This window comes from Arthrobacter sp. 05N429 (assembly GCF_056397045.1).
The window spans coordinates 191,618-217,929 of the sequence record NZ_JBFTMQ010000003.1; the positions used below are offsets into that span (position 1 = coordinate 191,618).

The window sequence follows — 26,312 nt, forward strand, 5'->3', positions numbered from 1 at the left end:
GCTATATCGCGGCCCGGGCGACAGCAACAAGTAGGAAGGGCCGTCTGTGAGTTCGCAGAACCGAACCGGCAGCCGACGCAAACAGATCACTACGATCACTGGCTTGGCACTCGCCGGCGCGTTGGCTTTGACTGGATGTTCACCAGAGGTACAGAAAGGGTGGCTGCCTACTGAACGCGGCACCACCAACCACACTGACCGCATCATGGACCTCTGGGTCAACTCATGGATTGCCGCGCTGGTTGTCGGTGTCATTACCTGGGGCCTGCTGATCTGGTGCATGGTCGCCTACCGGCGCCGCAAGGGCACCGTCGGCTTCCCCCGGCAGAACAGCTTCAACCTGCCCCTCGAGGTCTTCTACCTGACGATCCCGCTGTTCATGGTCCTGGTGTTCTTCTACTTCACCGACCGCGACCAGCACGCGATCGACAACCGCGCCGAGCCGGCCGACGTCGTCGTCGACGTCCGCGGCAAGCAGTGGGCCTGGGACTTCAACTACAAAAAGGGCAACGTCATCCGCGAGGATGTCCACGAAGCCGGAGTCCAGGCGCATCTCACCGGCGAGGCAGTGGACAAGGAAAAGCTGCCCACCCTGTACCTCCCGGTCAACAAGTCGGTTGACGTAGAGCTGAACGCCCGCGACGTCATCCACTCCTTCTGGGTCCCCGCCTTCCTGCAGAAGCGCGACATGATCCCCGGCAAGACCAACTACATCAGGTTCACCCCCACCAAGGAGGGGACCTACGACGGCAAGTGCGCCGAACTCTGCGGCGAATACCACTCCGAAATGCTGTTCCGCGTAAAGGTCGTTTCCGACGCCGAATTCCAGGCGCACCTGGAAAAGCTCCGCCAGAACGGCAACACCGGTCTCCTCGGCGAAGAGTATGACCGCAACCCGGCCCCGACCGAGAACAAGTAAGGGGAGCGCGAACGTGGCTACGACCTATTCCCAGCCCTCCGGGATCCTTGAGGCTCCCGTAGTACCGAAGTCCAAGGGGCGCATTGTCGTCAACTGGATCACCTCCACCGACCACAAGACCATCGGGTACATGTACCTGATCGCGTCCTTCGTGTTCTTCTGCTTCGGCGGCGTAATGGCGCTGCTGATCCGCGCCGAGCTGTTCGAGCCCGGCATGCAGATCCTGCAGACCAAAGAGCAGTACAACCAGCTCTTCACCATGCACGGCACCGTGATGCTGCTGATGTTCGCGACGCCGCTGTTCGCCGGCTTCGCCAACGTCATCATGCCGCTGCAGATCGGCGCCCCCGACGTCGCCTTCCCGCGACTGAACGCACTGGCGTTCTGGTTCTTCCTCTTCGGCTCCACCATCGCCGTGTCCGGCTTCGTCACCCCGCAGGGTGCGGCGTCGTTCGGCTGGTTCGCCTACGCGCCGCTGTCCAACACGACATTCAGCCCCGGTGTGGGCGGTGACCTCTGGGTCTTCGGCCTTGCGCTCTCCGGCTTCGGCACCATCCTCGGTGCGGTCAACTTCATCACCACGATCATCTGCATGCGCGCCCCGGGCATGACCATGTGGCGGATGCCGATCTTCACCTGGAACATCCTCGTGACGGCAATCCTGGTCCTGATGGCGTTCCCGCCGCTGGCCGCAGCCCTCTTCGCCCTCGGCGCGGACCGGCGCTTCGGTGCCCACATCTTCGACCCGGAGAACGGCGGCGCCGTCCTCTGGCAGCACCTGTTCTGGTTCTTCGGCCACCCCGAGGTCTACATCATCGCCCTGCCGTTCTTCGGCATCGTCTCGGAGATCTTCCCGGTCTTCAGCCGCAAGCCGATCTTCGGCTACAAGGGCCTGGTCTACGCAACCATCTCCATCGCCGCCCTGTCCGTGACCGTGTGGGCCCACCACATGTACGTCACCGGCTCGGTCCTGCTTCCGTTCTTCTCCTTCATGACGATGCTGATCGCGGTTCCCACCGGTGTGAAGTTCTTCAACTGGATCGGCACCATGTGGCGGGGCTCCATCACCTTCGAAACCCCCATGCTGTGGAGCATCGGCTTCCTGGCGACGTTCCTCTTCGGTGGTCTGACCGGCATCATCCTGGCCTCCCCGCCGCTGGACTTCCACGTCTCCGACTCCTACTTCGTGGTGGCACACTTCCACTACGTGGTCTTCGGCACCGTGGTGTTCGCGATGTTCGCAGGCTTCTACTTCTGGTGGCCGAAGTGGACCGGCAAGATGCTCAACGAGCGCCTCGGCAAGATCCACTTCTGGATGCTGTTCCTCGGCTTCCACGGCACGTTCCTCATCCAGCACTGGCTCGGCGTCGAGGGCATGCCCCGCCGCTACGCGGACTACATGCCGCAGGACAACTTCACCTGGATGAACCAGTTCTCCACCTACGCCTCGTTCCTGCTGGGCGCCTCGCTGATCCCGTTCTTCTGGAACGTCTACATCACGTGGCGCAGCAACGAGCGGGTTGAAGTGGATGACCCGTGGGGCTTCGGCGCCTCCCTCGAATGGGCAACCTCGTGCCCGCCGCCGCGTCACAACTTCACCTCGCTGCCGCGGATCCGTTCGGAGCGTCCTGCCCTGGACCTGCACCACCCCGAACTTTCCCAGACATACACCGTTGATTCTCCTGCCCCGGTTGCAGAAGCCCTCGGTAACGCCGACCAGAAGGACAACCCCTAGTGAAGATCGAATCAAGGATTTTTGGGCTCGGAGTCTTCTTCTTCGTGCCGGTGGCTCTTATCTACGGTTTCCTGACCCACTGGTCCGAGTGGGTCGGCATCCTCGGGGTGCTGCTGGTCGGCGGCCTCGCCGGCATGATCGGCGCCTACCTCGCCTTCACCGGCAAGCGCGTCGGGATGCGTCCCGAGGACCGCAGTGATGCCGAGATCCACGAGGGCGCCGGCGAGCAGGGCCACTTCAGCCCCTGGAGCTGGTGGCCGCTGGTTCTTGGCCTGGCCAGCGCCGCCGGGTTCCTGGGCATGGCCATTGGCTTCTGGATTGTCTACATCGCCGCCGGCCTCGCCCTCGTCGCCTTGGTCGGCTGGGTGTACGAGTACAGCCGCGGAGACCACGCGCACTAACGTCCGTTAGGACACGCACCAAGTCATATACGACGGCGGGCCCCACCTTCTGGTGGGGCCCGCCGTCGTTGTTGTTGTTTGTTGTCTTGCCGTCCACCGTTGTGGAGCCGTCCGTGGGGGAGTGGCCCCTTTACGGGAGCGCGCCGGCATGGGCGAGGGCGGGCGCCGTTACGGTGCCCGTAGTGCGCCCTGGGAGGGCCTGTACGCCGCTCAGCGGGACCGGGCTGACTCCAGCAGGTTGCTGAGCCCCTCAAGGGCCTTTTCGACGTCGTCAGGGCTGTACCGCTCCGGGATGGCGTCCGGGGCAACAGCCAGTTCAACCACACAGCCACAATGGAAGTCCTCGGTCATGACTTCCAGCAGGGAGCGGGCATCCACGCCCGGTCTGCCCTCTTTGCTGATGGTGACGGGCAGCCCGGTCTCATGCACAGCCCGGACGAACAGCGCCGCAGGCCGTGCGTGCAGTCCGATGGCGGCCTGGACGATTGCGTTCCGAACTGGCAACGGGGCTCCCTTGTCTCTCAACGGGTTCTTGTGCCGGGGTGAGACCGGCGCATTCAAGCCTAGCGGCGGGCGTGGTCCCGGGCGAACCGCGACGACGGGGTGGTCTAGACCTGTGCCCCGGGTGGCTTAACCTTGACGTATGACTCATTCCGGAAGGCGGCACAGTGGCCGCCTCTGACGCAGCACGCATGGCCGGTGAGATTGACCGGCAAAACGGTACGCCCATCTACATCCAGCTGAGGGAAATCATCAGGGCCCACATTGTGAGCGCCTGCCCGCCGGGATCGGCGCTGCCCTCGGAGCGGGATCTCGCCATACGGTTCGGCCTGGCCCGGATGACAGTGCGTCAGGCCATCGATGCCCTCGTCGGGGAGGAAGTCATCGAGCGGGTGGTGGGCCTTGGCACCTTTGTGCGCAAACCCAAACTGGACCTGCAAGTGAAGCTGACCTCCTACAGCGAGGAAATGCAGCGCCGCGGCATGGTTCCTGCGGCCAAGGTCCTCAGCTTCGAGCAGATCGGTGCCAGCGCATTCCTGGCCCGGGAACTCCAACTGGAGGAGGGGACGCCCCTCGTGCGGTTCCGCCGCCTTCTGCTGGCAGATAACGAACCCATGAGCGTGGACGAGAACTTCATCCCGGCGCACCGTGTACCCGGCCTGCTCGACGGCGAACCGCCAACATCGCTCTACAACGTCCTGAGCGAACGCTTCGGGCTTGTGATGGAGTGGGGCGAGGACATGATCGAGGCGACGGCTGCCTCGCCGTCGACGGCCCGCCTGCTCAACGTTGAAGTGGGGTCGCCGCTCCTGAAGATCCAGCGCCACGCCTTCGTGGCGCGGGCCATGGTGGACTACTCGGTGTCCTACTACCGGGCTGACCGGTACAAGCTGTGGGTGCCCCTGCAGCGGCCCGGCGTCCGCCCCACGCGGAACTACGCCTCGGGATACCGCCCGTAAGAACAACGCGGGGGATGCAGAAAAGGCCCGGTCCTGATGGACCGGGCCTTTCTGGTGTTCACTGCAGCCGGTTAGTGGCTGAGCGTCTTCTGCGATTCGCCAGACTCGATGGCCTCGTGTTCGCCGTGGTGCCCGTGGGCCGCCGCGAGCTCCGCGGGCGTTGCCGGGGCAACCCGGTCCTCAAAGAACCACTTGGAGAGCAGCGCGCGGCGCTTCTCCTTCTTGTCCACGACGCCGTTGGCGTTCGGCTCCGCCGGAAGCGGCGACGGCGACTCGAAGCCAACCAGCTTGTACCGCTTGTACTCGTCCAGCGGTGCGTGGACCTCGATGAACTCGCCGTGCGGAAGTCGCACGATGCGGCCGGTTTCGCGGCCGTGCAGGGCAATCTCGCGGTCCTTGCGCTGGAGGGCCAGGGCAACGCGCTTCGTGACAATGAAGGCGATGACCGGTCCGACGAAGAACAGTGCACGCAGCCAGTAGGTGACGTCGTTCAGTGACACGTGGAAGTGCGTGGCAATGAGGTCCGAACCTGCCGCAGCCCACATCACGCAGTACCAGACAAAGCCGGCCATGCCGATGGCGGTACGGGTGGGAGCGTTACGCGGACGGTCGAGGACGTGGTGCTCGCGGTTGTCCTTGGTGATCCAGCGTTCGATCCACGGGTACATGAACAGCACGGTGAAGATGATGCCCGCCGGCACCAGGGCCGGGAGCAGGACGTTGAACGTGAAGACCTGGCCGAACCAGACCTGTTCGACGCTCCAGTTGCCGATGGTGCCGGGCATGAGGCGGAGTGCGCCGTCCACGAAACCGATGTACCAGTCAGGCTGGGTGCCCGCCGAAACGGGGGAGGGGTCGTACGGGCCGTAGTTCCAGATCGGGTTGATGGTGAAGAAGCCCGCCATGATGGCGATGACACCGAACACGATGAAGAAGAATCCGCCGGCCTTCGCAGCGTAAACCGGGCCCAGGGGGTAGCCGACGACGTTGCCGTCGTTGCGTCCCGGGCCGGGGTACTGGGTGTGCTTGTGCACGACCACCATAAAGAGGTGCAGGACGATCATCAGGAGGATGAGTGCCGGAACCAACAGGATGTGGAGCATGTACAGGCGGCCGATGATGACGGTGCCGGGGAATTCTCCGCCGAAGAGGAAGAACGAGATGTACGTTCCGACCACTGGAATGGACTTGATGACGCCGTCGATGATGCGCAGGCCGTTGCCGGAGAGCAAATCATCGGGGAGGGAGTAGCCGGTGAAGCCGGCAGCCATCGAGAGGATGAGCAGCACGCCGCCCACCACCCAGTTCATTTCGCGCGGCTTGCGGAAGGCGCCGGTGAAGAACACGCGCAGCATGTGCACGGACACCGAGGCCACGAAGAGCAGCGCGGACCAGTGGTGGACCTGGCGCATGAACAGGCCGCCGCGGACATCGAAGGAGATGTCCAGCGAGGAGCTGTAAGCCACCGACATTTCGACGTTCTTCAGCGGAGTGTAGGAACCCTGGTAGTGCGTCTCCGCCATCGAGGGATCGAAGAAGAACGTCAGGAAGGTGCCCGAGAGCAGCAGGATGACGAAGGAGTACAGGGCAACTTCGCCGAACATGAAGGACCAGTGGTCCGGGAAGACCTTGCGGCCAAATTCACGCAGGATCCCTGATCCGCCGACGCGCTCGTCAACGAAGTTTGTGATGCGGCCGCCTGTGGTCTTGGGGACGAAGGTGGGGGCATTACTTGTTTGGGATGAGGACATGCTGCTCACGCTCCCAGTAGCTAGGTCCAACGGGTTCATGGAAGTCGCTGGTGGCGACCAGGTAGCCCTCGGAGTCAACTGCGATGGGCAACTGGGGGAGGGGCCGGCTGGCCGGGCCAAAGATAACCTTGCATTCCTGCGTGAGGTCGAAGGTCGACTGGTGGCACGGGCACAGCAGGTGGTGGGTCTGCTGCTCGTAGAGGGCAACAGGGCAACCAACGTGGGTGCAGATCTTGGAGTAGGCAACAATGCCGTTGTAGGCCCAGTCCGCGCGGCCGGGAGAAGGGTGGAGCTCCTCCGGGTTCAGGCGCATGAGCAGGACAACGGACTTGGCCTTTTCATTCAGCTTGCCTTCGTGGAGTTCGTTCAGACCCTCCGGGATGACGTGGAAAGCGGAGCCGATGGTCACGTCGGCGGCCTTGATGGGGGTGCCGTCGGGGTCACGCGTGAGCCGCTTGAGCTTGCCGTCCTGGGGTGCCCACATGGTGTGGGCCAGTGCGTTGTCAGGACGCGGACCCAGGTCACCGAACACCGCGAGGGCCGGCAGGGGAGCCAGTGCAACGGCGCCCAGCAGGGTGTTGCGGATCAGCGGGCGGCGCTTGATGCCGGTTTCCTCGACGATGTCGTCGACAATCCGGACAGCAGCCTGGCGGTCGTCCTCGGTGCGGATGGCATGACGCTCTTCCGAGACTTCATGGTCCGGCATGAGGGCCTTGGCCCAGTGCACGATTCCGGTGCCGATGCCCAGCATGGCAAAGGCGGTGCCGATACCCAGCAGCGCGTTCTGCAGCCGGATGGTTGCGATGGCGGTGTCATCTCCCAGATCGATGGCGAAATACGCCACCAGGAAGATCAGGGTGCCAACGACCGAGCTCCCGAAAAGAAGGGCTACCTGCCGTTCTGCTCGCTTTGCGGCCTTCGGGTCCGTGTCAGCCAGGCGCAAACGATGCGGGGGAATTCCAGGATCCTGGAACTTCTCCACCTCATTCTGACCAGCCGTAGCTACGGTGCCCGAGTGGTTCGGACTGCCGTCACTATGGTTGCCCATAATTCGCCTCATCCCTCTCTCGTCCCGGCAAGTGCCGGGTTAGCTTTCAATTCAAACTGCTGACAAGCCAGCAGAAAATTCTTACAGTGCAAACAGTGGGCTAGGACGTCCGGGACGTCAGCCAGATGGTGAAGGCGATGATGACGCCCAGACCGGCGATCCAGACGAACAGGCCTTCAGAGACCGGGCCCAGGGAACCCAGGTCCGCGCCGCCGGGTGAACCGTTGGCTTCAATCTGCTTCAGGAACGTGATGATGTCGCGCTTGCCCTCGGGGCCGACGTTGGCGTCGCTGAAGACCGGCATGTTCTGCGGGCCGGTGACCATTGCTTCGTAGATGTGCTTGCTGGACACGTCGCCCAAGGCCGGAGCGAACTTGCCCCGGGTCAGCGCACCGCCGGCAGCGGCGGCGTTGTGGCACATGGCGCAGTTCACGCGGAACAGTTCGCCACCGTTGGCGGCGTCGCCCTGGCCGTCGAGGACGTGTGCCTCGGGGATGGACGGGCCCGGGCCAAGCGAAGCGACATAGGCGGAGAGCTGGTGGGTCTGCTCATCGTTGAACTGTGCGGGCTTCTTGGGGGCCTGCGGGGCGTTCATCTGCATGGGCATGCGGCCGGTGCCGACCTGGAAGTCAACGGCGGCAGCGCCGACGCCGACGAGGGAGGGGCCGTCTTTGGTCCCGCTGGCGCCCATGCCGTGGCAGGTGGCGCAGTTGGCCTCGAAGAGCTTGCCGCCCTCCTCTGCGTCACTGGCGCTGAAGGTGGTGGTGGCTTTGGCCTGGTTGACAGTGGTGGCAACGGCGTACAGCCCACCAGTGACCAGGAGGCCCATCAGCAGCAGTGCAATTGCTGCCAGTGGGTGACGTCGCTTCTGCGAGAGTGCCTTCACGTGGTGGTTCCTTTATTCGATCGTGCGTGGGCTCCGTGAGCCGCTTCTTGAAATTCTGCCTCTTGTAGAAAAAGAGTCAAGTCTTGCTACTTGAGGACGTAGATGACCAGGAAGAGGCCGATCCAGACGACGTCGACGAAGTGCCAGTAGTACGAGGTGACAATCGCTGAGGTTGCTTCGAAGTGGCCGAACTTCTTGGCTGCGAAGGACCGTCCCATGATGAGGAGGAAGGCAACCAGGCCGCCGATAACGTGCAGGCCGTGGAAGCCGGTGGTGATGTAGAACGCCGAACCGTAGGCGTTGGAGGAGAGTGAGACATGCTCGGAAACGAGCATGGCGTACTCAGTCGCCTGGCCGGCCACGAAGAAGGCACCCATGATGAAAGTCAGGGTGAACCATTCGTTCATTCCCCAGCGGGTGAAGCTGAGGCGGCTGCCGCTGCGGCGCGGCTGAAGCCGCTCAGCGGCGAAGACGCCCATCTGGCAAGTAAAGGAACTTGCCACGAGGACGATCGTGTTGATGAGCGCAAAGGGGAAGTTGAGCTTGGCTGTCTCCTCGGCCCACATCAGTCCGGAAGTCGAACGGAGTGTGAAGTACATGGCGAAGAGACCGGCGAAGAACATCAACTCACTGGACAGCCAGACTACGGTTCCAACAGAAACCATGTTCGGGCGATTCAGCGTCGGGTGCGCCGGGGTACTGGGGGCATGGGTCGCAGATGTCACATAGACATTATGTCTATAAAACTCCCTCCTGCCCAACGCAAACCGCCATTTCGGAGGACTTTTTCTACAAAGACGCGAATTCGCGCGGAAAAGTTCCCGGCCCCGTTCACATTGGTCTTTGCGGTGCGTAGCTCGATAGCATCGGAACGTGACTTCTCAGGCATCTGCACAGGCGGCAGGCAACACCTGGCCGCGGCTCATCGGCGCACTCATTGACGGCAGGGATCTCACCGCCGGCAACACCGAGTGGGCGATGAACTCGATCATGTCCGGAGAGGCCACGCCGGCCCAGGTTGCCGGTTTCCTGGTGGCGCTGCGTTCCAAGGGCGAGACTGTGGACGAGCTCGTGGGCCTGGTCGAGGCGATGATCGCGAATGCCAGCCCTATTGATATAGCAGGGCAGAAGCTGGACATCGTCGGGACCGGCGGCGACCAGCAGAACACGGTCAACATTTCCACCATGGCCGCGCTGATCGCGGCCGGGGCCGGCGCCAAGGTGGTTAAGCACGGCAACCGCGCTGCGTCCTCCACCTCCGGTTCCGCCGACGTCCTGGAGGCCCTGGGTGTCCGGCTGGATCTTCCCATTCCGCGGGTGGCCCTCAACGCGGAAGAGGCAGGCATCACCTTCTGCTTCGCCCAGGTGTTCCACCCCTCAATGCGGCATGCCGCCGTCGCCCGCCGCGAACTCGGCGTGCCGACGGCCTTCAACTTCCTGGGGCCAATGATCAACCCCGCCCATGTCCAGGCCTCGGCGGTGGGCGTGGCCAATGAGCGGATGGCCCCGCTGGTGGCCGGCGTGCTGGCCAAGCGCGGGAGCCGCGGGCTGGTGTTCCGGGGGAATGACGGTCTGGATGAACTGACCACCACCGGCCCGTCCCGGGTGTGGGAAATCCGGAACGGTGCGGTGAATGAAGAGATGTTCGACCCGGCCGATTTGGGCATCCGCCGGGCAACCCTTGAGGAACTGCGCGGCGGCGACGCCGCGGCCAATGCCGCCGTCGTGCGTTCTGTTCTCGCCGGGGGCCGCGGTTCCGCGCGCGATGCCGCCCTGCTGAACGCCGCTGCCGGGCTCGTGGCGTTCGACTTGGATGCCGTCGGTCCGTTCAGCGAGCGGATGGCCGCCGCGTTCCGGCGGGCGGAAGAGTCAATCGAATCGGGTGCCGCCGCCGCCGTTCTGGACCGCTGGGTCGCGCTCTCGCGCAGCTGACGCTGGCCCTCCGCCGCTCGGCATGCAGGCCGGCGCGACCGTGCCGGGTTGGGTGCCGCGCCCTACTGTTCGAAGCCGAGGGCGAATGCCGCGTCGAGGTCGTGCTGTGAATAGGCCCGGAACGCGATCTGCGTGGTGGTGTGCACAACGCCGGGGACCTTGGAGAGCTTGTCTGCGATGGCGTCCGCCAGATCCTCATGCTTCTGAACCCGGGCAATCGCAATAAGATCCCATTCGCCGGTGACGGAGTAGACCTCGCTGATCCCCTGGATGGCGGAGATCTCTTCGGCGGTCTCCGGGATGCGGGAAGCGTCTGTCTTAATCAGGACGAAAGCGGTGACCACGTGTGAACCTTTCCGGATCTGTTGCGCCGTTGCCGGCCGGTGAAAACGCCCTGCCGGGACTCCCGGGGGCCTTGGCCATGTCCTTGCAAGCCTAGTCCATCAGGCCGCGTCGCGGCGTGTGTTGCGCCGCCGGATGACCGCCGCCAGAAGGCGATATCCCAGCAGGAAGAGCCCCAGGCTGAGCAGGGCCACGATAACGAACGGCAGGACCACAGTCTGCCCGGTGACGGCACGCAGCAGCATGCCCACCGCGACTGTTCCGAGCCAGACGCCGACGCCGGAGGGCCAGACGGCCAGGGGTGAACGCCAGATCCGCAGGGCCAGCCAGGAGACCGCCGCGCCGGTGAGGAACGGCCAGGCCGTGGAAAGCACGCCGGTGATGACCTCCCCGCGCTGGTGGGCGTCGCGGCCGATCGCAGCGAAGACGAGAATCAGGGCGGCGTCGGCGCAGGCGGCCCACACGGCAGACCGTCTGGACACCGGCCCCGGAGCCGATCCGGTCGCGGCGGGGCGGGGGAGCGGCGGCGTGGAAGAAGGCATGCTCCAAGCCTAGCCGGGCCGGGCCGGAGACCGCAGGTCAGGCTTTCGTCGTCGCGATCCGCGCGGCGAAGCCGATCAGGACGACGCCGGCAATGCGGTCCGTCACCTTGCCGGCCGTGGGCGACTGCAGCCAGCGCCGGGCGTGGTGGGTGGCCAGGATGATGACCGCGAACCAGACCATCGCCTCGGCATTGTGGACCAGAGGCAGGAGCGTTCCCATGAGCAGGGCAGGGGCGTCCGCCGGCATGAACTGCGGAATCATCGCCATGTAGAAGACACCGACCTTGGGGTTCAGCAGGCTGGTGGTCAGGCCGGTGAGCCAGTCTGTCCGGACAGCGCCCGAAGCCGTGCCCGGCTGCACGGCAGCGGGCGCCGCCCCCGTGCGGAGGCTCTTGACCAGCATGGAAAATCCCAGCCAGGCCATGTAGCCGGCGCCGGCGAGTTTGAGTACCGTAAACGCCGTTGCCGAGGCGGCCAGCAGGGCCGACGCGCCGATGGCGGCCGCCAGCCCCCAGGCCACGGTTCCTGCGCAGATGCCCGCCGCGGTGGCGAACGCCGGGGCGTGTCCGCGGCTGATGGCCGTGCGCAGCACCAGCACGGTATCCATACCCGGGACCAGAGTCAGCAAGGCAGCAACGAGGGCGAACTGCAGGAGGGCGTCGGCAATGGTCATACGCCATGATAACCGCGCCCGGGAACGGGGCGCCCGGACCCGTTGTGCCCTATAGACCGCCGGACTAGGCTCGGGCCAACAAACCCCGCAATGCCGCCGGATCCCCTGAGACACCGCGTAGCGGCACGGGCCAAACGAAAGAGGAAGTGCCGTGGCCGAAAAGATCACCACCTGCCTGTGGTTCGACAACCAGGCGGAGGAAGCTGCCGACTTCTACGTCTCTGTCTTCGACGGCGGGAAGGTGCTTGATGTGTCCCGCTACGGCGAGGGCGGCCCGGGCCCGGCAGGCCAGGCGATCACCGTGCGCTTCGAAATTGACGGGCGGACGTTTACCGCGTTGAACGGGGGACCGGCCTTCACCTTCAACGAGTCGGTCTCCTTTGTCGTCGACTGCGCTTCCCAGGAGGAAGTCGACCGCTACTGGTCCGCACTGGGCGCGGGCGGCACCGAAAGCCAGTGCGGGTGGCTCAAGGACAGATACGGGGTCTCGTGGCAGGTGGTCCCGTCCGCACTGGGCGGGCTGATCGGAGGACCGGACCCGGAGGGTTCCCAGCGCGCCATGCAGGCCATGCTGGGCATGCAGAAGCTCGACATTGCCGCGCTGCAGAGGGCCTACGACGGAAGCTGAGCCGGAGACCGGACGCGGATTTTCACACCGCTGCTACGGGGGCCGGCTTTGCATCTTGCCGTCAGATCGCCCGAGGGTGTCCAATCCATATAGACAGCCCTACATTGAGCGGATGCCGGCGGCCCGGCCGGCCTACGGATGCAGACCAGGAGGGTCCCATGCCTGCGAAGGACGCAAAGGTTCCGGCGAAGGCCGCTGCCCGGGGCACGTCCGAGCTCCGGCGGGCCGATTCCTCCGATGCCCTGCCGCCCGAACAGCCGGAGCAGATCCGGAACGTGGCGCTGGTTGGCCGCTCAGGATCCGGAAAGACGATGCTGGCGGAGGCGCTGCTCGCCGCCACCGGCGCGATTTCACGGAAGGGCTCGATTACAGAAGGCACCACCGTCGGTGACTCGGAGCCGGCCGCGATCCACCAGCAACGCTCGGTCGCCCTCTCCGTGGTGCCCGTCATGGCCGGCGGCATCAAGGTCAACCTCCTCGACACGCCGGGGTACCCGGACTTCGTTGGCGAACTGCGGGCCGGGCTGCGCGCGGCGGACGCGGCGTTGTTTGTTGTCTCGGCGGTGGACGCCATTGACGCTGCCACGACGGCCTTGTGGGGGGAGTGCCAGCGCGTCGGAGTGCCGCGGGCGGTGGTGATCAGCCGGCTGGACCATCCCCGCGCGGACTTTGATGCCGCCCTGGAGCGGTGCCAGAAGGCGTTCGGCGATGCGGTGCTCCCGCTCTACCTTCCGGTCACCAAGGGGGCGGAGGTCACCGGACTGTTGGGCCTGCTCTCGGGCACCGTGTCGGAACAGCCGGCCGGCGATGCGCCGCCCGCGTACCGCAACACGGACGACGTCGAACGTGTCGCCGCGGAGGCGGCGCGGGGCGCGCTGATCGAAGGGATCATCGCCGAAAGCGAGGATGAGTCGTTGATGGACCGGTACCTTGGCGGCGAGGAAATCCCGCAGGAGGTCCTGGTCAGTGACTTGGAGACGGCGGTCGCGCGCGGGTCGTTCCATCCGGTGGTCGCCACGTCCGCCGAGACCGGCCTCGGCCTGGCTGAACTGCTGGAGGTGGTGACGCGGGCGTTTCCCCCGCCCACCGAACATGCACGGCCGGCGGTGACCCTCCTGGACGGCAGCCCCGCAGCCACACCGGACTGCGACCCCTCGGGGCCGCTGCTTGGCGAGGTGGTGCGCACCACCACCGACCCGTTCCTGGGCCGGGTCTGCCTGGTCCGCCTCTTTTCCGGCACGCTGCGCGAAGACACGGCCGTCCACGTGGCCGGGCACGGCCTGGCGGACCGGGGCCATGCCGATCACGACAGCGATGAGCGCATCTCCCATCTGTATTCGCCGCTGGGGTCGAGCCTGCGGCCGGTGCCGTTCAGCGTGGCGGGGGACATCTGCGCCCTGACGAAACTCGGGCCGGCCGAGACCGGGGATACCGTTTCGGCCAAGGATTTTCCGCTGCTGATCCAGCCGTGGGAGATGCCGGAGCCGCTGCTGCCGGTTGCCATCGAGGCGGCTTCCCACGGTGATGAGGATGTCCTGGCCCGGAGCCTGGGCAAGGTAGCGGCCGGAGATCCGGCGCTCCGCGTGCAACGGAACGCCGAGACGCACCAGCTGATCCTCTGGTGCATGGGCGAGGCGCACGCGGACGTGGTTCTGGGCAGGCTGCGCGAGCAGGGCGTCAACCTGCAGACCGTGGACGTTGTCACCCCGCTGCGCGAAACGTTTTCTGCTCCCGCAACGGGCCGCGGCCGGCACGTCAAACAGTCCGGAGGCCACGGGCAATACGCCGTCTGCGACATCGAGGTTGAACCGCTGGATCGTGGGGCCGGCTTCGAATTCGTGGACAAGACCGTGGGCGGCGTGATTCCGGGGCCCTTCATCAGCTCGGTGGAGAAAGGCGTACGGGCGCAGATGCAGAAGGGGGTATCCGCTGGCTTCCCGGTGGTGGACATCCGGGTGACCCTGCTCGGCGGCAAGGCGCACAGCGTGGATTCCTCGGACGCGGCCTTCCAGGCCGCCGGGGCGCTGGCCCTGCGGGAAGCGGCCGCGGCCGGCCGGATCCAGCTGCTGGAACCCGTCTCGGCCGCGACCATCAGCGTTTCGGATGAGCACGTGGGCGCGGTGATGAGCGATCTGTCGTCGCGCCGGGCACGCCTGACCGGAACCACGTCCGCCGGGGGAGACCTGACAGAAATCAGCGCCGAAGTTCCGGACCAGGAGCTTCTCCGCTACGCCATCGAGCTGCGCGCCCTGACCGCGGGGAGCGGCCGGTTCAGCCGGAACTATTTGCGCCACGAACCCGTGCCGCCGGCCGCCGCCCGTGCGGCCGCGAAAGACTGAGCAAGGATTCCCGCGGTTCCATTTCCACCGCCGCGATTGCTGCCGCCGCGAACCTGCGTCAGCGGCTCGGCTCCCGTTGTCCCGGCGGCTGTTGGGACGCGGCCGGCGGACCGAATCGCGAGGGTAATTCGCAATTCTTCCCCTAGGATCGGCGAATGCGCATACAACCGAACCGGCGGCGGGCGGCGGGCACTGCCGCGACCCTGATCGGGGGGTCGGCCGAAATCCTGGATTTCCTGATCCCGTTGTGGGGCGGCATCGAGCTCGGCCTTGCGCCCAGCGCGATCGGCGCGCTCGTCGCCGTCGAGCTCGTCATTTCGGTGATTGTACGTCCGGTTTCGGGGTGGCTGGTCGACACGCGGGCGCGAACGACGGTGGCGGGGGCCGGTGCGCTGCTGTATGCGGTGAGCTGCCTCGGTTACGCCCTCGCGACATCGCTTCCGCTCGCCTTCGCCGCCGCCGTCGTGGGCGGCGCGGGCGGGGCGTTCTTTTGGATCGCCGTCCGGGCGATCGCGGCCGAGGACCTCGAGCGTGACTCGGGCTCCCTGGCCGGACTGCTGTCATCCGAAGCGCTCGGATCGTGGTTCTTCTGGATTCCAGCCATGGTCCTGCTGCCGCTGGTCGGCTTCGGCGGAGTCTTCGGGATCCTCGCCGTTGCCTGTACCGCCGCGGCGGTCCTGCTGGTCCGCGTGCCAAAGTTCCTGCCGCCGCCGCAGGAACAGCCGCCGGGCGGGATCCGGGGCGATGGACGGCGCCTCGCCCCGCTGCTGTTCGTCGCGCTGGTGACCGCCGTGGCCGAGGCCGGCGTGTCGCTGCTACTGCTGCTCCACCTGCAAAGGGAGCTGGGGCTCGAGGTCTACCAGATTGCCCTTATCTACCTGCCCGGCGGCGTGGTGCTCACGGCCATGCCGCGCGTGCTGCACCGGTTCGTCGAACGCCGCGGCAGGCGGACTGGCTATGTCATCGCGTCCGTCGCATCGGCCCTGACTGCGGCCGGACTCGCGTTCACTCCAAGTCCCCTCGTGATCGCCGCGCTCTGGGTTCTGACGAGCGCCGCGTGGGCGATCCTGCTGCCGATCCAGCGGGCGGTCGTCGCCGAAGTGAACGGGCACCGGGTGGGCCGCGGAATGAGCTTCCTGACCACCTCAGAGATGCTCGGCGCTGCTGCCGGTGCGCTGGTGGCGGGCCTGCTGTACGAGGGTGGATCGTGGCAGCTGTCATGCCTAATCTTCGCCGGTATCATCGCCAGCGGTTCCGTCCTGGGCCCACGCGCTCTCACTAAACTGGGTGTGCGTGACCGCCCAGAATCCGGCGTGAAGGTTGTGAACAGCAGCTAGCGCGGCCCGCTCCTGCGGCGGAGGCTCATAACCGCATGAAACCGTCCCGGGCAGAAGCGACGGGATCATGGGACTCCTGTCCAGCGCCTCGCTCTACGCCTACGTCACGCACTGGCTCGTGTATCCACTGTTCGATCAGGCCAGCAAGGGACTGGCGGTCGCAGCTTCCCTTGTGGTCGGCATCGCCTACTGGGCGGTGGCTACCCGGGTCATGGGCGCCGCCGAGCACTGGCTTAGGGCCCGGCCGGCCGCCGTCGTCGCAGGCAAGCAGCCTCCGGGGTCGGGGATTTCGGGTGATCTCGAAACGCGCGTGGTTCCTGACCGGCTCACCGTGACGCGATTGAGGTCACCGCGCCGACAAACATCGGCAACACGGCCAGCGACGCCAGGAGAAGAATGCCGCGCCCCGCTTGGAGGACAGCCCGCGGCTGACGCGAACTGCCCTCCAGGCGGGGCTGAATGATCTTCGCCCAGGCCATCACGAGCAACGCGCCGAATCCGAGCACGAGCCCGGCGGGCGGGAACAGAACCGCCGCCACCAATGGCAGATAGGATTTCCAGGTTTTTCTGGCCAGGGGCTGAAGACGGTCGCTGACCGCGCCGGCAACTGCAGCGACGAGCGCACCGTGGAACACGGCGAGGGCTGCGAACAGGGCGACCGCCAGCCACCCAGGCTCGACAATGTCGAAGTCAATATTGTCCGGCCGCAACGGATCCACGGAAGCTCCGAAGGTCAGGAGAAGAAGTACACCCAACGTCGGGCCCGCCCACCGGCCGGCAGGGAGCCACTGGCGTAGCAGCATGTAGATGAATGCTGCTGCGAAGCCCGCCGGGAGGCCGGCGAAAATCAACAAAGCCATCGTGCCCTCGAACGAGGGAATTCCAACGACTGCTTGAGCCTCGGTAAGCCTTCCCTGTGCCGACGCCGGTGATGTAAGGGCCAGGAGGCGCATCACGAGCCTTCCGCCGGGCCAGGCAACGAGGAACGCGGACGCGACAGCGGCGACGGTCGCCACGTTTGCTCCCCACAGGTAGCGAAGGAGCGCGGAAGCCGGGGTCTCCGATCCGGAGGCAGGCCGGGCAAGGGCCTCCGGGGTTCGCACAGGGCGGCCTCCAAAGGCAATGACCAGCCCCGCGCCGATAATCAGCAGGAGAGTGCACGAAACCATGATCATCAGCGTCACGCCACATCACCCCCCGACCCGGTGCACTCATTGTGGCCCCAAGGACAGGCGCCCGCCAGACCAGCGGCCCTCACATCCTCGACCCCGCGGCGGCAGCAGGGCGCCACAGCCTCGTAGGGTCATCCGGGCCCCCTTTTGGGTCCGACTGTCGGGGGAGTCGCCGATAGGCGCTGGGAGAGGCGGCCCCTGCACCATCAGCTTCGGAGGTGCTGGCGCAGGCCGGGAATGGCGAAGTCAACCTTCCCGTACCCCGCTGATTCGATCAGTCCGGCGGCGATGAGCCTGTTGCGGTACTTCGACACCACATTGGGTTTCGACCCGATGGCCTGGCCGATCTGGGCGGCGGTCGAAGGGCCGTCCTGCCCGGCCATGGCGTCAAGGAAGGCACGGTCCTTCTCAGAGATGTCCGACAACGCGGACTCAACAACAACCAGCGAGTTGCGTCGTTGAGAGGCGGTGATGGCCATCTGGACATTGCCCTCGTTTAGGCTCCAACCCGCCTTGTCGGCTTCCATCCAGAGGTAGTAGCCGACGAGCTGAATGAGGAAGGGGTAACCTTCCGTGGCTTCCGCGGCTTCTGCGATGTGGGCGGGGGAGACTTCGATGCCGCTCCGACTGAAAAGCTCCCGGTATGACGCAGTGACTTCGGTGATGGCCGCCTCGTGAAGGTTTATCCTGTCGGCCCGGCGGAGGAAGGTCGCGACTCCTTCGTTGAGCAGATCAGACACGGCGGAGGGGAGTCCGGCGAAGATCAGGCCGACGGGCAGCCCTTGACGGATGAAGTGCTGCACGTCCGAGGCCAGCTGGGAGATTTCCGCCCGATCGACGGCGTGGATCTCGTCAATGGTGATGACCAGGCCTGTATTTTTTGCCTGGAGCAGCCCCAGCAGTTCCTCTCCGGTCCGACGCCAGTCGGGAACGCGCTCCCGGGGGAGCTGGGTTGTCAGCCCGAACCCCGCGGCGGAGAAGGCGGTGATCTTCCGGGTGGGCGGGCCGTCACCGAGCTCATCGAGCAGGCGGAGCATGTCGTCGCCGATCCTGGCGAGGAACCCGGGGTTGGCCGTCCGGGAGATTACTGCCCAGCCATGATTCCCTGCGATTTCTTCCGCGGCGCTCAACATGACGGTCTTGCCGATGCCTCTGGCTCCGGTGATGATGGTGAGAAGTCCCGGGGCGCCCGAGCCCTGGCGGAGGCCGTACTCGAATTCGTCCAACAGCCCGGCGCGCCCGATCAGGTCCGGCGGCGTGGCACCGGCCGTCGGTTTGAAAGGGTTTAGTACGGGGCCTCCTGGGTGAAACTGGGTGAAACCAGTGAAACTGGTGAAACTCAAACCAGCCTATATCAGTTGCGGCCAGGGTCCGGTCCGGGGGAGCGCATAGCGCCCTGTCCCATTCTGCGGATTCTGCAACCGGATGAGCCTCTGCTGTTGGCCGGCATTATTCGATTGATCAGGTGGCTGGTGCCAGGCGCCGGCAGCGTTCATATCGAAGACCCGGTCAGGGGCCTGATATGAACTGGAAAATCACCGACAGTTCCAACGCCGATTCGTTCACGCCATACGACGGCGGGAGGGGCGGGAGCCGCGCAGGGGATACCCAGCGGATTCCCTGTGAAAGAGACAAAATCAAACTACTTTACATAATGTTGATTATCGGCGTTCTGGAACGAGCTCCGGAAGGGCTTCGGACCGCGTCGCTCAGGCAATGCCGGCGGCGGGACATTCCGCCCGTTCCGCGACCGAATCCATTGTCATCTGCGCCGGCCTCACTGAGAATGAACCATGACGGTCTACCTGAGGTCCCTGGAAACTGCTGTCCCGCCAACTATTCTGGTCCAAACCGAAGCCCGGGACGTTTTCGCGGCCCAGCCGGGCCTCACCAGGCTTGGCACCCGGCTGGTCGGCACCTGCTTTGACTCTGCGGCCATCGACACCCGCTATACGGCCGTTGCGGAACTGACAAAGGACCACCGGGCAGAGAATCCGCGTTTTTTCGACTCTGGCACGGGTTTGCTGCTCAGCCCCAGCACTAAGGTGCGCAACGACATCTTCGCCACCGAGGCCACCAAGCTCTTCATTGAGGCGGCCCAAAAGGCCCTGGATGCCTGCCCCGGAATCACTTTACTTGACATAACTCACCTCGTCACGGTCTCCTGCACCGGGTTTTTCAACCCAGGACCGGACTATAAAATAGTCCGCGCACTGGGCCTGAATCCGGCCGTGCAGCGCTACCACCTCGGTTTTATGGGCTGTTACGCGGCCTTTCCTGCACTGCGCGCGGCCAAGTCGTTCTGCGAGGCGGATCCGGACGCCGTCGTGCTGGTCGTCTGCGCGGAGCTTTGCTCGCTGCACGTGCGGACCTCGAACGATCCGGACACCATCATGGGGTCCGCACTGTTTGCCGACGGCGCGGCAGCGGCCATCGTGACCGCCCGTGAGGACCCCGACGAACCGGCGCTGCTTCAGCTGGACCACTTCGAGACGGTCCTGACGCCGGTCGGTGAGGAATCCATGGCGTGGAACATCGGTGACGAAGGCTTCGAGATGGTCCTGGGCAACTATGTCCCCCACATCATCGACGACCACATCATCGGAGCCCTGGAACCGCTCCTCTCCCGGGAGAGCAGCCTGCTGGGACTCCCCTACCGCGACATCCGGCACTGGGCCATCCACCCCGGCGGCCGCAGCATCCTGGACAAGGTCCAGTCCAGGCTTGACCTGAGCGACGAGCAACTGGTCCCGGCCCGGGAAACCCTGCGCAACTACGGGAACATGAGCAGCGCCACCGTGCTGTTCGTGCTCCGGCACATCCTCGACCTGCCGCCGGCCGGTGCTGCCGACGGCGACGGCGAACGGATCTGCTCCATGGCCTTCGGGCCCGGACTGACCGTGGAAACAGCCCTGTTCACCAAACTCACCAGCCGGGGCCGGGACGAGGCAACACGAGCGGCCCGGGACACGGCGGCCGTGTCCACTCAGCCGGAATCGGCCCTGGCCTGAGAGCCGGTGGACCTGCTGCGGGAACGTGCCGCCGACGCCGTCGAGGAAATGGACCTGCCCGGCTGCGACCCGGACAAGCTGGACCGCACGTACGCCCAGTTTGCCGTGGTCAACCGCGCCGTTTCCGGCTGGCGCGGCATCTACGTCAGCCAGCTCAGGCCCCGGCTCCGTCCGGGCACTCCGGCCACCCTGCTGGATATCGGCTGCGGGGGCGGCGACGTGCCCATAATGCTTTCGCGCTGGGCTGCGCGGGACGGGCTCCGCCTGGAGATCACGGCCATCGATCCCGATCCGCGGGCCAGCCGCTTCGCCGCGGAACGTCACCCGGCCGCGGGCGTGAGGTTCCGGCAGGCCACGGCGGCCGACCTCATCGCTGAGGGGTTGAGCTTCGACCTGGTGGTGTCCAACCATGTGCTGCACCACCTGGCCGAGGACGAACTGCCGGTGTTCCTGGCCGAGTCGGCGCGGCTCTGCCGCGGCAGGGTCATCCACAACGACCTCCGGCGCAGCCCGGCCGCCTACGCCCTCTTCTTCGCCGGCGCCCTGCCGTTCACCCGCTCCTACATCCGACAGGACGGACTCACGTCCATCCGCCGCAGCTACACCGCCGCCGAACTCCAGGCCGCCGCTCCCCCGGACTGGATCGTCCGCCGCCGCGCACCGTTCCGGAACCTGCTGCTCCTCGACAGGACCGCCCATGGTTGATGTCCTGGTGATCGGCGGCGGACCGGTGGGACTGTTCATGGCCGCCCTCCTGCTCCAGGCGGGCGTGAGCGTCCGGGTTCTGGAACAGCGCACCGGCGCCGAGCCACACTCCAGGGCCATTGGCATCCATCCCCCGTCGCTGGATGCGCTGGAGGGAATCGGCGTGGCACCGGACCTCGTGGCGGAAGGTGTCCTGATCCGGCGCGGCCTCGCCGTCGGCGGCGGCCGGACACTCGCCGAGATGTCCTTTGCCGGTGTATCGGACAGTTATCCCTTTGTCCTGTCCCTGCCGCAGGCCCGGACGGCGGCCATCCTGGAACAATGCATCCGGCAACTCGACCCGGCCGCGCTCCACCGCGGAGTCCGGGTGAAGCACCTGAACGACGACGCCGGCCGGGTCACCGCGGAGGCCGTCTCGAACGGCGCGGCGGTCCGGTACACGGCGGCCATCGCCATCGCCGCGGACGGGGTCCGGTCAACCGTCCGCTCCCAGCTCGGCACCCCCGTCCGGGCGAAGGACTACCCTGACAGCTACCTCATGGGCGACTTCGCCGACACCACCGGATTCGGTCCGGACGCGGCCCTGTTCCTGGAATCGGCGGGAATCGTGGAATCCTTTCCGCTACCCGGGAATCTGCGCCGCTGGGTGGTCCGCCTCGCGGATTCCGGGAACGGCGGAGACGCCCGCTGGCTGGTGGACAGCATCCGCCAGCGAACCGGCATCGACGTCGATCCGGCGAGCAACAGCATGCTCAGCAGCTTCGGAGTGCGCTCACGCCTGGTGCGCCGCATGGTGACCGGCCGCACCGTGCTGATCGGCGACGCCGCCCACGAGATCAGCCCCATCGGAGGCCAGGGCATGAACCTGGGCTGGCTCGACGCCGTCGCCCTGGCCCCGGTGGTGATCGCGTCGCTGCACGGCAAGCACGTGGGGGTGCAACTCCGGGACTTCGAGGCAGGCCGCAAGGCTGCCGCCGCCCGGGCGGCCCGCCAGTCCGAAATCAACATGGCCCTGGGGCGGCCCCTGCCGGCAGGTCCATGGTCACTGCGGAACCGCGCCATCGAGGCGGCCGGCGCCGTACCTGCGGTCAACGGATTCGTGGCCCGCCGTTTCACGATGCAGTGAGTCAACCTGCGGTGAGCCCGCCGGGCAGGTTGGCTCAGGCGGGCATGAAATAGCAGTCGTAGCTGTCCTGGCTGGCCACCCGGCCGTCCCTGACCTCGAAGACGGACGCAATCCGCGCGCGGATCACCTCGCCGGCGTTCCAGTGCGGCAGGTCCATCAGCAGGGTGGCCGTCCACTCGGCTTCCACCACCACCCGGTTGCCCTCACACGTCGTACGCCGTACCTCGAAACGCTGCCCGGAGACGACGTCGTGGACCGCGGCTGCCCCCGCCAGGGCTTCATCGCGGTTCCGGACCGCCCCGGCGGGCGCCAGCAGATGGGGCGCCTCGGTCAAAATGTAGTCCTCGGCCAGGAACGGTGCGATGCCCGCGGCCCCGCCGCCGGATTCCAGGGCGCGGAGCAGGCCAAGGATGCAGTCCAAAGGGGTCGGTGACGTCATCGAACGAGACTAACCGAAAACGCCCGCCCGGTGGCGTCACCCTGGGCCTGCGCCAGGAATACACTGGCCCCATGGGCTGCTTCCTCCCGCTGCGCCAGTTGCCGACGACGCTCCGACGTCCCGCCGGTCGAACCCGAAGCGCCACGCAGTTCAGAGGCGCCGCCGCCGCGGCAGCCCTCGCCCTGACGGTCTCCTGCAGCGCGGGCGCGTCCCCTGCCGATGATCCGTCCCAACCGCCGGCAGCGGCGGCGCCAGCCACCGCGGCCGGCCCGGTCGCCGCCGAGATCAACCAGCTCCGCGACAACTACAGCCGCCAGATCATTGCCATCCAGCTGACCAACACCACCGCCGGCCCGGTGACCGTGCTCGGCGCAGGACTCACGAGCCCGCTCTATTCCGGGACCATCGAGTGGCCGGCGACTCCCGGCGGGATCGAACTGCCGCCGGGCCAGACGAAGATCCTGCCGGCACAACTGCGCGCTCCCGAGTGCGGAATCCAGACCGCCGGATCAGGCGGGGGGCCGGCGGTGAAACTTCAGCTTGCCCGCGCCACGGGAACTGGGCCCGCCGCGACGGTTCCCGCCGCCGACCCCTATGGGGTGCTCAGCCGGAACAACGCGGAAATGTGCCTCGCCCAGGCGGCCGCTGCAGTCGCCGTAATCCGGCTGGAACCGGAACTCGAGGTGTCCGCCGACGGGCAAAGCGCAGCGCTGGGCCTTGCCATCACGCCGCGGAGCACCCCGGGTGCCGTGAACCCCGGTTCAACGGGAACCCTGACAATCAACTGGATCGAAGGGACCACGCTGCTCGACGAAGACCAGGGCGCCCCCTGGCCGCGCTCCGTCTCGATCAACGCCGGCGGCGCCAGCCAGCACTTCCGGCTGGGGATCCGGCCCGCACGCTGCGATCCGCACGCCATCGCGGATGACAAAGTGGGCACACTGCTGCCGCTCAGGGTGTCGGCGGGCGGACGGGACGGCGTCCTGAAGATCGACGCCGGCGCGGTGTTGCGCGGGCGCATCTACGATTTTATTTCAGCGGCTTGCGGACGCCAGTAGTCTGTTGGCATGTCTCCTGACGCCAAGCCGACTGACTTCAGCGCCGCCCGCATCCAAGAAACCGTCCAGCAAGTACTCACCGCCGGGGTGCTCCCCGCCATAGTCCAGGCGGGACATCCCGTGCTCCGGCAGCTTGCCGCGCCCTTTACCGGCCAGCTCAACGACGCCGAACTTGGCCAGCTGATCGACCTCATGCGCAGCGTTATGCACAAGGCGCCTGGCGTCGGCCTGGCGGCACCCCAGCTTGGCATTCCGCTGCAGGTCGCGGTACTCGAGGACCAGTTCGTCGTCGACGCCGAGGTCGCCGCCACTCGCGGACGGGAGCCGCTGCCCTTCTTCGCCATGCTCAACCCGTCCTACGAGCCGCTGGGCGGCTCCACGGTGGCATTCTACGAAGGATGCCTCTCCCTGAACGGACTGCAGGCAGCGGTATCCCGGCCCGAAGCGGTGCGCCTCGACTTCGCCTCCCCGGACGGGAGCACGCAGCAACGGGAGTTCAGCGGCTGGCAGGCACGGATCGTCCAGCATGAAACCGACCATGTGCACGGCATCCTGTACCTGGACCGTGCCGAGCTGCGCTCCATCAGCAACAACGCGGAGTATTCCGCACGCTGGGCGCAACCGGACATCAGCCTAGCCCGCAAGGAACTGGGGTTCCTGCCCGGCGATTGATCCGCCCGATGGGCCGGGACTGTCCCGGCGGCTGTCTGCCCCGCGATGTTTGAGGCCCTACTGGCGGGCGCCCGGGGCCGGGTTTTCCGCCGTCGGCAGGAAGCGGGACCACCACTGCAGGATCTCATCAAAGCGCTGCTTGCGGTGGTGCGGCGTCCCGGAGCGCGAGAGTTCGTGGTTCTCCCCCGGGAAGACCAGGAACGCTGCCTCCACGCCCAGCTGCTTGAGCGCGGTGAAATACCGCTGGCCCTGCTCCACCGGGCACCGGAGGTCCTCCTCGCTGTGGATGACCAGGGACGGTGTGCGCACGTGGTCCACCCGTGCCATCGGGCTTTGCGCCGTCATCTGTTCGGCGGAGCGGCCGGTGTATTCCCCGCCGAAGAACCAGCCGATGTCGGACGAGCCGGTGAAACTCACGGGATCCAGGAAGCCACGTTCCACGATGGCGGCCTTGAAGCGGTGGTCGTGGCTGATGGTCCAGGCGGTGAGGTAGCCGCCGTATGAGCCTCCCATGATGCCGAGCGCCCCGCCGTCGAGCTCCTCGAACTTACTGAGCGCCCCGTCGAGGAAGGCCAGGACGTCCTGCATGTCCAGGGTGCCCATCTTCTCCTTGATGGCCCGCCCATGCGCCTGGCCGTAACCGGCGGACCCGCGGGGGTTGCACATCAGGACGGCGTATCCTGCCGCAGCGTAGACCTGGGCCTCGTCGAAAAGGGCGCCGGTGAACTGGGCAAAGGGGCCGCCGTGGATGTTCAGCAAGACCGGGTGGGGTCCTTGGCCGGCCGGCCTCACGAGCCAGCCGTGGACGGGGTAGCCGTCGGTGGAAGGGAACGTGAGCTCGAGGGGTTCGATGATTCCGGCATCGGAGCGCAGCCGTGCGGAGAAATCCGTCAGGCCGCGCAACTGCCCGCCGTCGAACAGCGCCACGTCCCCGGCGGTCGCCGCATCGGCGAAACAGACCACAAGCGATGGTCCCGCGGCGGCGGCGCCGGAGACGGCACGCTCGCCGTGGACCAGAACCTCGTGCGTTCCGGTGGCCTGGAATTCGTGCAGCTCGACCGTTCCGCGGGCGTTGTTCAGCAGCAACGCGGAGTCGGCCCCGCGGAGTTCGATCCTGCCGTTGCAGCCGAGATCCATGGTCTCCGGGTCGCTCAGCTGGGTGGCGTCGCCGCCGGATGCCGGCACAGCGTAGAGCGCGGTGTTGCGGGCCACGAAGTCCTGGCCCGAATCGCCAAGATCCTGGGCGAGGAAGAACAACCACTGTCCGTCCTGCGACTGGCGTACGGCGTGGACGGTCTGCCGGCCGGTGTTGGCCGGGGCGACGGGCTCCGGTTCCCCTCCCCCGGTGTCGCCGCCCAGCGCGATGCGGTAGATGCCGCTGGCGAGGTCGGCGTCGCTGCCATCATGCAGGGCGGCGGTGAAGTAGATGGCGCGCCCGTCGGTGCTGAAGACCGCGCCGTTGTGGTCCGTGGCCGCCGCGGTCAGCTGCTGCGCGGCGGGCAGCAGGCCGGCCGTGACGTCGGCCTTGCTGGCGGTATCCCCGGCGGTAGCCGCAGTGCGCGCCTTCAGGGCCCGGCCCCTTGGCGCCACCTTGGGTTCGGCCCCGAGCTCCGGAACGTCCAGGAGGAAGAGCTGCACCGGCTTGTCCGCGGTATAGCCGACGCCGTTCATGCGGTACTGGTAGTCCGTGATCAGCCGGGCGTCCTCGGCGCCGGCGGACACCCCGTCCGTGCTGCCGTACCGGCCGTCCTCCGGGGTCCGGGCACCGTAGACAATGCGCCGGGAATCGGGTGACCACGCGAACGCCGACACTCCCAGGGGCGCATCGGTGACGGGCTGCGGCTCCCCGCCCGCAGCCTCCACTATGTGGAGCTGGGGTTTCCCGCCTGCAGCGGCGCGCAGAAACGCCAGCACGCGTCCGTCTGGCGAAAAGTCCGGCGCTGTGTCACGGAACCCGCGGGTCAGGCGGCGCGGGGGCTCGCCGGAGCCGAGCGGCACCGCCCAGAGCTGGCCGACGTACGCGTCGGCGTCGAAATCGGGCCGCAGCACGGACACCACGGCGCGTGCGCCGTCCGGATGCACGGCAGGGGCGGAGACGGAATTCAGCAGCGGCAGATGTTCGGATTTCACGAGTGC

At 66.5% G+C, this 26,312-nt stretch carries 25 protein-coding genes; 13 read left to right on the top strand and 12 right to left on the bottom strand.

What is annotated here, in order from left to right:
* The first annotated feature begins 46 nt into the window (after positions 1 to 46).
* Genes ctaC through AC1DF4_RS07835 form a run of 3 tightly spaced genes read left to right on the top strand, consistent with a single transcriptional unit; the run spans position 47 to position 3,055 of the window.
* Positions 47 to 919 (top strand): aa3-type cytochrome oxidase subunit II, encoded by an 873-nt coding sequence (ctaC, locus tag AC1DF4_RS07825; protein WP_476912349.1) that lies wholly within the window; start codon positions 47 to 49, stop codon positions 917 to 919.
* Positions 885 to 2,654 (top strand): aa3-type cytochrome oxidase subunit I, encoded by a 1,770-nt coding sequence (gene ctaD, locus AC1DF4_RS07830; RefSeq protein ID WP_476912350.1) that lies wholly within the window; start codon positions 885 to 887, stop codon positions 2,652 to 2,654. Before ctaC ends, ctaD begins: the two co-directional genes overlap by 35 nt.
* Positions 2,654 to 3,055 carry a cytochrome c oxidase subunit 4 gene (locus tag AC1DF4_RS07835; protein ID WP_476912351.1) on the top strand — a complete coding sequence of 134 codons (402 nt, stop codon included), beginning with the start codon at positions 2,654 to 2,656 and terminating at the stop codon, positions 3,053 to 3,055. The genes ctaD and AC1DF4_RS07835 overlap by 1 nt, the downstream gene beginning before the upstream one ends.
* A gap of 210 nt (positions 3,056 to 3,265) precedes the next feature.
* Here the strand turns inward: AC1DF4_RS07835 and AC1DF4_RS07840 are convergent, their stop codons facing one another.
* A complete protein-coding gene (locus AC1DF4_RS07840; protein ID WP_476912352.1) occupies positions 3,266 to 3,559 on the bottom strand; it encodes an HPr family phosphocarrier protein in 294 nt (97 codons plus the stop codon).
* A 188-nt stretch (positions 3,560 to 3,747) separates the two neighbouring features.
* On the opposite strand from AC1DF4_RS07840, the gene AC1DF4_RS07845 reads away from it, so the two are divergent.
* Entirely contained in the window at positions 3,748 to 4,515 is a 768-nt protein-coding gene (locus AC1DF4_RS07845; protein ID WP_476912524.1) for a GntR family transcriptional regulator, read from the top strand.
* Positions 4,516 to 4,586: 71 nt separating this feature from the next.
* Here AC1DF4_RS07845 and qcrB read toward each other — a convergent pair whose 3' ends face one another.
* The 4 genes from qcrB to ctaE form a co-directional block, all read right to left on the bottom strand.
* Entirely contained in the window at positions 4,587 to 6,266 is a 1,680-nt protein-coding gene (gene qcrB / locus AC1DF4_RS07850) for a cytochrome bc1 complex cytochrome b subunit (RefSeq protein ID WP_476912353.1), read from the bottom strand.
* The gene (gene qcrA, locus AC1DF4_RS07855; protein ID WP_476912354.1) at positions 6,244 to 7,314 is read right to left on the bottom strand and encodes a cytochrome bc1 complex Rieske iron-sulfur subunit; all 1,071 of its coding nucleotides are present in this window, start codon (positions 7,312 to 7,314) and stop codon (positions 6,244 to 6,246) included. Before qcrA ends, qcrB begins: the two co-directional genes overlap by 23 nt.
* A 100-nt stretch (positions 7,315 to 7,414) precedes the next feature.
* Positions 7,415 to 8,200 carry a cytochrome bc1 complex diheme cytochrome c subunit gene (gene qcrC / locus AC1DF4_RS07860; protein ID WP_476912355.1) on the bottom strand — a complete coding sequence of 262 codons (786 nt, stop codon included), beginning with the start codon at positions 8,198 to 8,200 and terminating at the stop codon, positions 7,415 to 7,417.
* A gap of 86 nt (positions 8,201 to 8,286) precedes the next feature.
* The gene (gene ctaE, locus AC1DF4_RS07865; RefSeq protein WP_476912356.1) at positions 8,287 to 8,961 is read right to left on the bottom strand and encodes an aa3-type cytochrome oxidase subunit III; all 675 of its coding nucleotides are present in this window, start codon (positions 8,959 to 8,961) and stop codon (positions 8,287 to 8,289) included.
* Positions 8,962 to 9,073: 112 nt separating this feature from the next.
* Here ctaE and trpD point away from each other — a divergent pair, with 112 nt between their 5' ends.
* Complete coding sequence (gene trpD / locus AC1DF4_RS07870; protein ID WP_476912357.1) at positions 9,074 to 10,132, top strand: anthranilate phosphoribosyltransferase; 1,059 nt, start codon at positions 9,074 to 9,076, stop codon at positions 10,130 to 10,132.
* A 62-nt stretch (positions 10,133 to 10,194) separates the two neighbouring features.
* Here the strand turns inward: trpD and AC1DF4_RS07875 are convergent, their stop codons facing one another.
* The 3 genes from AC1DF4_RS07875 to AC1DF4_RS07885 form a co-directional block, all read right to left on the bottom strand.
* On the bottom strand, positions 10,195 to 10,476 hold the full coding sequence (locus AC1DF4_RS07875) for an Lrp/AsnC family transcriptional regulator (RefSeq protein WP_224046551.1): 282 nt from the start codon (positions 10,474 to 10,476) through the stop codon (positions 10,195 to 10,197).
* A 99-nt stretch (positions 10,477 to 10,575) separates the two neighbouring features.
* On the bottom strand, positions 10,576 to 11,016 hold the full coding sequence (locus AC1DF4_RS07880; protein WP_476912358.1) for a DUF3054 domain-containing protein: 441 nt from the start codon (positions 11,014 to 11,016) through the stop codon (positions 10,576 to 10,578).
* A gap of 37 nt (positions 11,017 to 11,053) precedes the next feature.
* On the bottom strand, positions 11,054 to 11,689 hold the full coding sequence (locus AC1DF4_RS07885) for a LysE family translocator (protein ID WP_476912359.1): 636 nt from the start codon (positions 11,687 to 11,689) through the stop codon (positions 11,054 to 11,056).
* A 151-nt stretch (positions 11,690 to 11,840) separates the two neighbouring features.
* Between AC1DF4_RS07885 and AC1DF4_RS07890 the strand changes: the two genes are divergently transcribed.
* The 3 genes from AC1DF4_RS07890 (at position 11,841) to AC1DF4_RS07900 (ending at position 15,993) form a co-directional block, all read left to right on the top strand.
* The gene (locus tag AC1DF4_RS07890) at positions 11,841 to 12,317 is read left to right on the top strand and encodes a VOC family protein (RefSeq protein WP_476912360.1); all 477 of its coding nucleotides are present in this window, start codon (positions 11,841 to 11,843) and stop codon (positions 12,315 to 12,317) included.
* Positions 12,318 to 12,475: 158 nt separating this feature from the next.
* A complete protein-coding gene (locus tag AC1DF4_RS07895; protein WP_476912361.1) occupies positions 12,476 to 14,656 on the top strand; it encodes an elongation factor G-like protein EF-G2 in 2,181 nt (726 codons plus the stop codon).
* A 155-nt stretch (positions 14,657 to 14,811) separates the two neighbouring features.
* On the top strand, positions 14,812 to 15,993 hold the full coding sequence (locus AC1DF4_RS07900) for an MFS transporter (RefSeq protein WP_476912362.1): 1,182 nt from the start codon (positions 14,812 to 14,814) through the stop codon (positions 15,991 to 15,993).
* Between the two features lie 326 nt (positions 15,994 to 16,319).
* Here AC1DF4_RS07900 and AC1DF4_RS07905 read toward each other — a convergent pair whose 3' ends face one another.
* Together AC1DF4_RS07905 and AC1DF4_RS07910 are read right to left on the bottom strand one after the other, a co-directional pair.
* Positions 16,320 to 17,177 (bottom strand): hypothetical protein, encoded by an 858-nt coding sequence (locus tag AC1DF4_RS07905; RefSeq protein WP_476912363.1) that lies wholly within the window; start codon positions 17,175 to 17,177, stop codon positions 16,320 to 16,322.
* Between the two features lie 194 nt (positions 17,178 to 17,371).
* Positions 17,372 to 18,508, bottom strand: a complete 1,137-nt coding sequence (locus AC1DF4_RS07910) for an AAA family ATPase (protein ID WP_476912364.1) — start codon at positions 18,506 to 18,508, stop codon at positions 17,372 to 17,374.
* A gap of 450 nt (positions 18,509 to 18,958) precedes the next feature.
* Between AC1DF4_RS07910 and AC1DF4_RS07915 the strand changes: the two genes are divergently transcribed.
* From AC1DF4_RS07915 to AC1DF4_RS07925, 3 genes are read left to right on the top strand one after another with little or no spacing between them, the layout of a single operon-like run.
* Positions 18,959 to 20,176 carry a type III polyketide synthase gene (locus AC1DF4_RS07915; RefSeq protein ID WP_476912365.1) on the top strand — a complete coding sequence of 406 codons (1,218 nt, stop codon included), beginning with the start codon at positions 18,959 to 18,961 and terminating at the stop codon, positions 20,174 to 20,176.
* Between the two features lie 48 nt (positions 20,177 to 20,224).
* Complete coding sequence (locus AC1DF4_RS07920; protein WP_476912525.1) at positions 20,225 to 20,881, top strand: class I SAM-dependent methyltransferase; 657 nt, start codon at positions 20,225 to 20,227, stop codon at positions 20,879 to 20,881.
* Positions 20,874 to 22,007 (top strand): FAD-dependent oxidoreductase, encoded by a 1,134-nt coding sequence (locus AC1DF4_RS07925; protein WP_476912366.1) that lies wholly within the window; start codon positions 20,874 to 20,876, stop codon positions 22,005 to 22,007. The genes AC1DF4_RS07920 and AC1DF4_RS07925 overlap by 8 nt, the downstream gene beginning before the upstream one ends.
* Positions 22,008 to 22,041: 34 nt before the next feature.
* Here the strand turns inward: AC1DF4_RS07925 and AC1DF4_RS07930 are convergent, their stop codons facing one another.
* The gene (locus tag AC1DF4_RS07930) at positions 22,042 to 22,446 is read right to left on the bottom strand and encodes a nuclear transport factor 2 family protein (RefSeq protein ID WP_476912367.1); all 405 of its coding nucleotides are present in this window, start codon (positions 22,444 to 22,446) and stop codon (positions 22,042 to 22,044) included.
* 71 nt (positions 22,447 to 22,517) lie between these two features.
* Between AC1DF4_RS07930 and AC1DF4_RS07935 the strand changes: the two genes are divergently transcribed.
* Both AC1DF4_RS07935 and AC1DF4_RS07940 read left to right on the top strand, forming a co-directional pair.
* Entirely contained in the window at positions 22,518 to 23,504 is a 987-nt protein-coding gene (locus AC1DF4_RS07935) for a hypothetical protein (protein WP_476912368.1), read from the top strand.
* A 9-nt stretch (positions 23,505 to 23,513) separates the two neighbouring features.
* Positions 23,514 to 24,176 (top strand): peptide deformylase, encoded by a 663-nt coding sequence (locus AC1DF4_RS07940; protein WP_476912369.1) that lies wholly within the window; start codon positions 23,514 to 23,516, stop codon positions 24,174 to 24,176.
* A 57-nt stretch (positions 24,177 to 24,233) separates the two neighbouring features.
* Here AC1DF4_RS07940 and AC1DF4_RS07945 read toward each other — a convergent pair whose 3' ends face one another.
* Entirely contained in the window at positions 24,234 to 26,306 is a 2,073-nt protein-coding gene (locus AC1DF4_RS07945) for a S9 family peptidase (protein WP_476912370.1), read from the bottom strand.
* Positions 26,307 to 26,312: the final 6 nt, after the last annotated feature.

Bases quoted from the DNA above. Each gene is read 5' to 3' on its own strand.
- AC1DF4_RS07915 (WP_476912365.1), top strand. From the start codon at position 18,959: ATGACGGTCTACCTGAGGTCCCTGGAAACTGCTGTCCCGCCAACTATT.
- qcrA (WP_476912354.1), bottom strand. From the start codon at position 7,314: ATGGGCAACCATAGTGACGGCAGTCCGAACCACTCGGGCACCGTAGCT.
- AC1DF4_RS07930 (WP_476912367.1), bottom strand. From the start codon at position 22,446: ATGACGTCACCGACCCCTTTGGACTGCATCCTTGGCCTGCTCCGCGCC.
- AC1DF4_RS07935 (WP_476912368.1), top strand. From the start codon at position 22,518: ATGGGCTGCTTCCTCCCGCTGCGCCAGTTGCCGACGACGCTCCGACGT.
- AC1DF4_RS07900 (WP_476912362.1), top strand. From the start codon at position 14,812: ATGCGCATACAACCGAACCGGCGGCGGGCGGCGGGCACTGCCGCGACC.
- AC1DF4_RS07925 (WP_476912366.1), top strand. From the start codon at position 20,874: ATGGTTGATGTCCTGGTGATCGGCGGCGGACCGGTGGGACTGTTCATG.
- qcrB (WP_476912353.1), bottom strand. From the start codon at position 6,266: ATGTCCTCATCCCAAACAAGTAATGCCCCCACCTTCGTCCCCAAGACC.
- AC1DF4_RS07895 (WP_476912361.1), top strand. From the start codon at position 12,476: ATGCCTGCGAAGGACGCAAAGGTTCCGGCGAAGGCCGCTGCCCGGGGC.
- ctaD (WP_476912350.1), top strand. From the start codon at position 885: ATGACCGCAACCCGGCCCCGACCGAGAACAAGTAAGGGGAGCGCGAAC.
- AC1DF4_RS07845 (WP_476912524.1), top strand. From the start codon at position 3,748: ATGGCCGGTGAGATTGACCGGCAAAACGGTACGCCCATCTACATCCAG.
- AC1DF4_RS07940 (WP_476912369.1), top strand. From the start codon at position 23,514: ATGTCTCCTGACGCCAAGCCGACTGACTTCAGCGCCGCCCGCATCCAA.
- AC1DF4_RS07880 (WP_476912358.1), bottom strand. From the start codon at position 11,016: ATGCCTTCTTCCACGCCGCCGCTCCCCCGCCCCGCCGCGACCGGATCG.
- AC1DF4_RS07920 (WP_476912525.1), top strand. From the start codon at position 20,225: ATGGACCTGCCCGGCTGCGACCCGGACAAGCTGGACCGCACGTACGCC.
- AC1DF4_RS07885 (WP_476912359.1), bottom strand. From the start codon at position 11,689: ATGACCATTGCCGACGCCCTCCTGCAGTTCGCCCTCGTTGCTGCCTTG.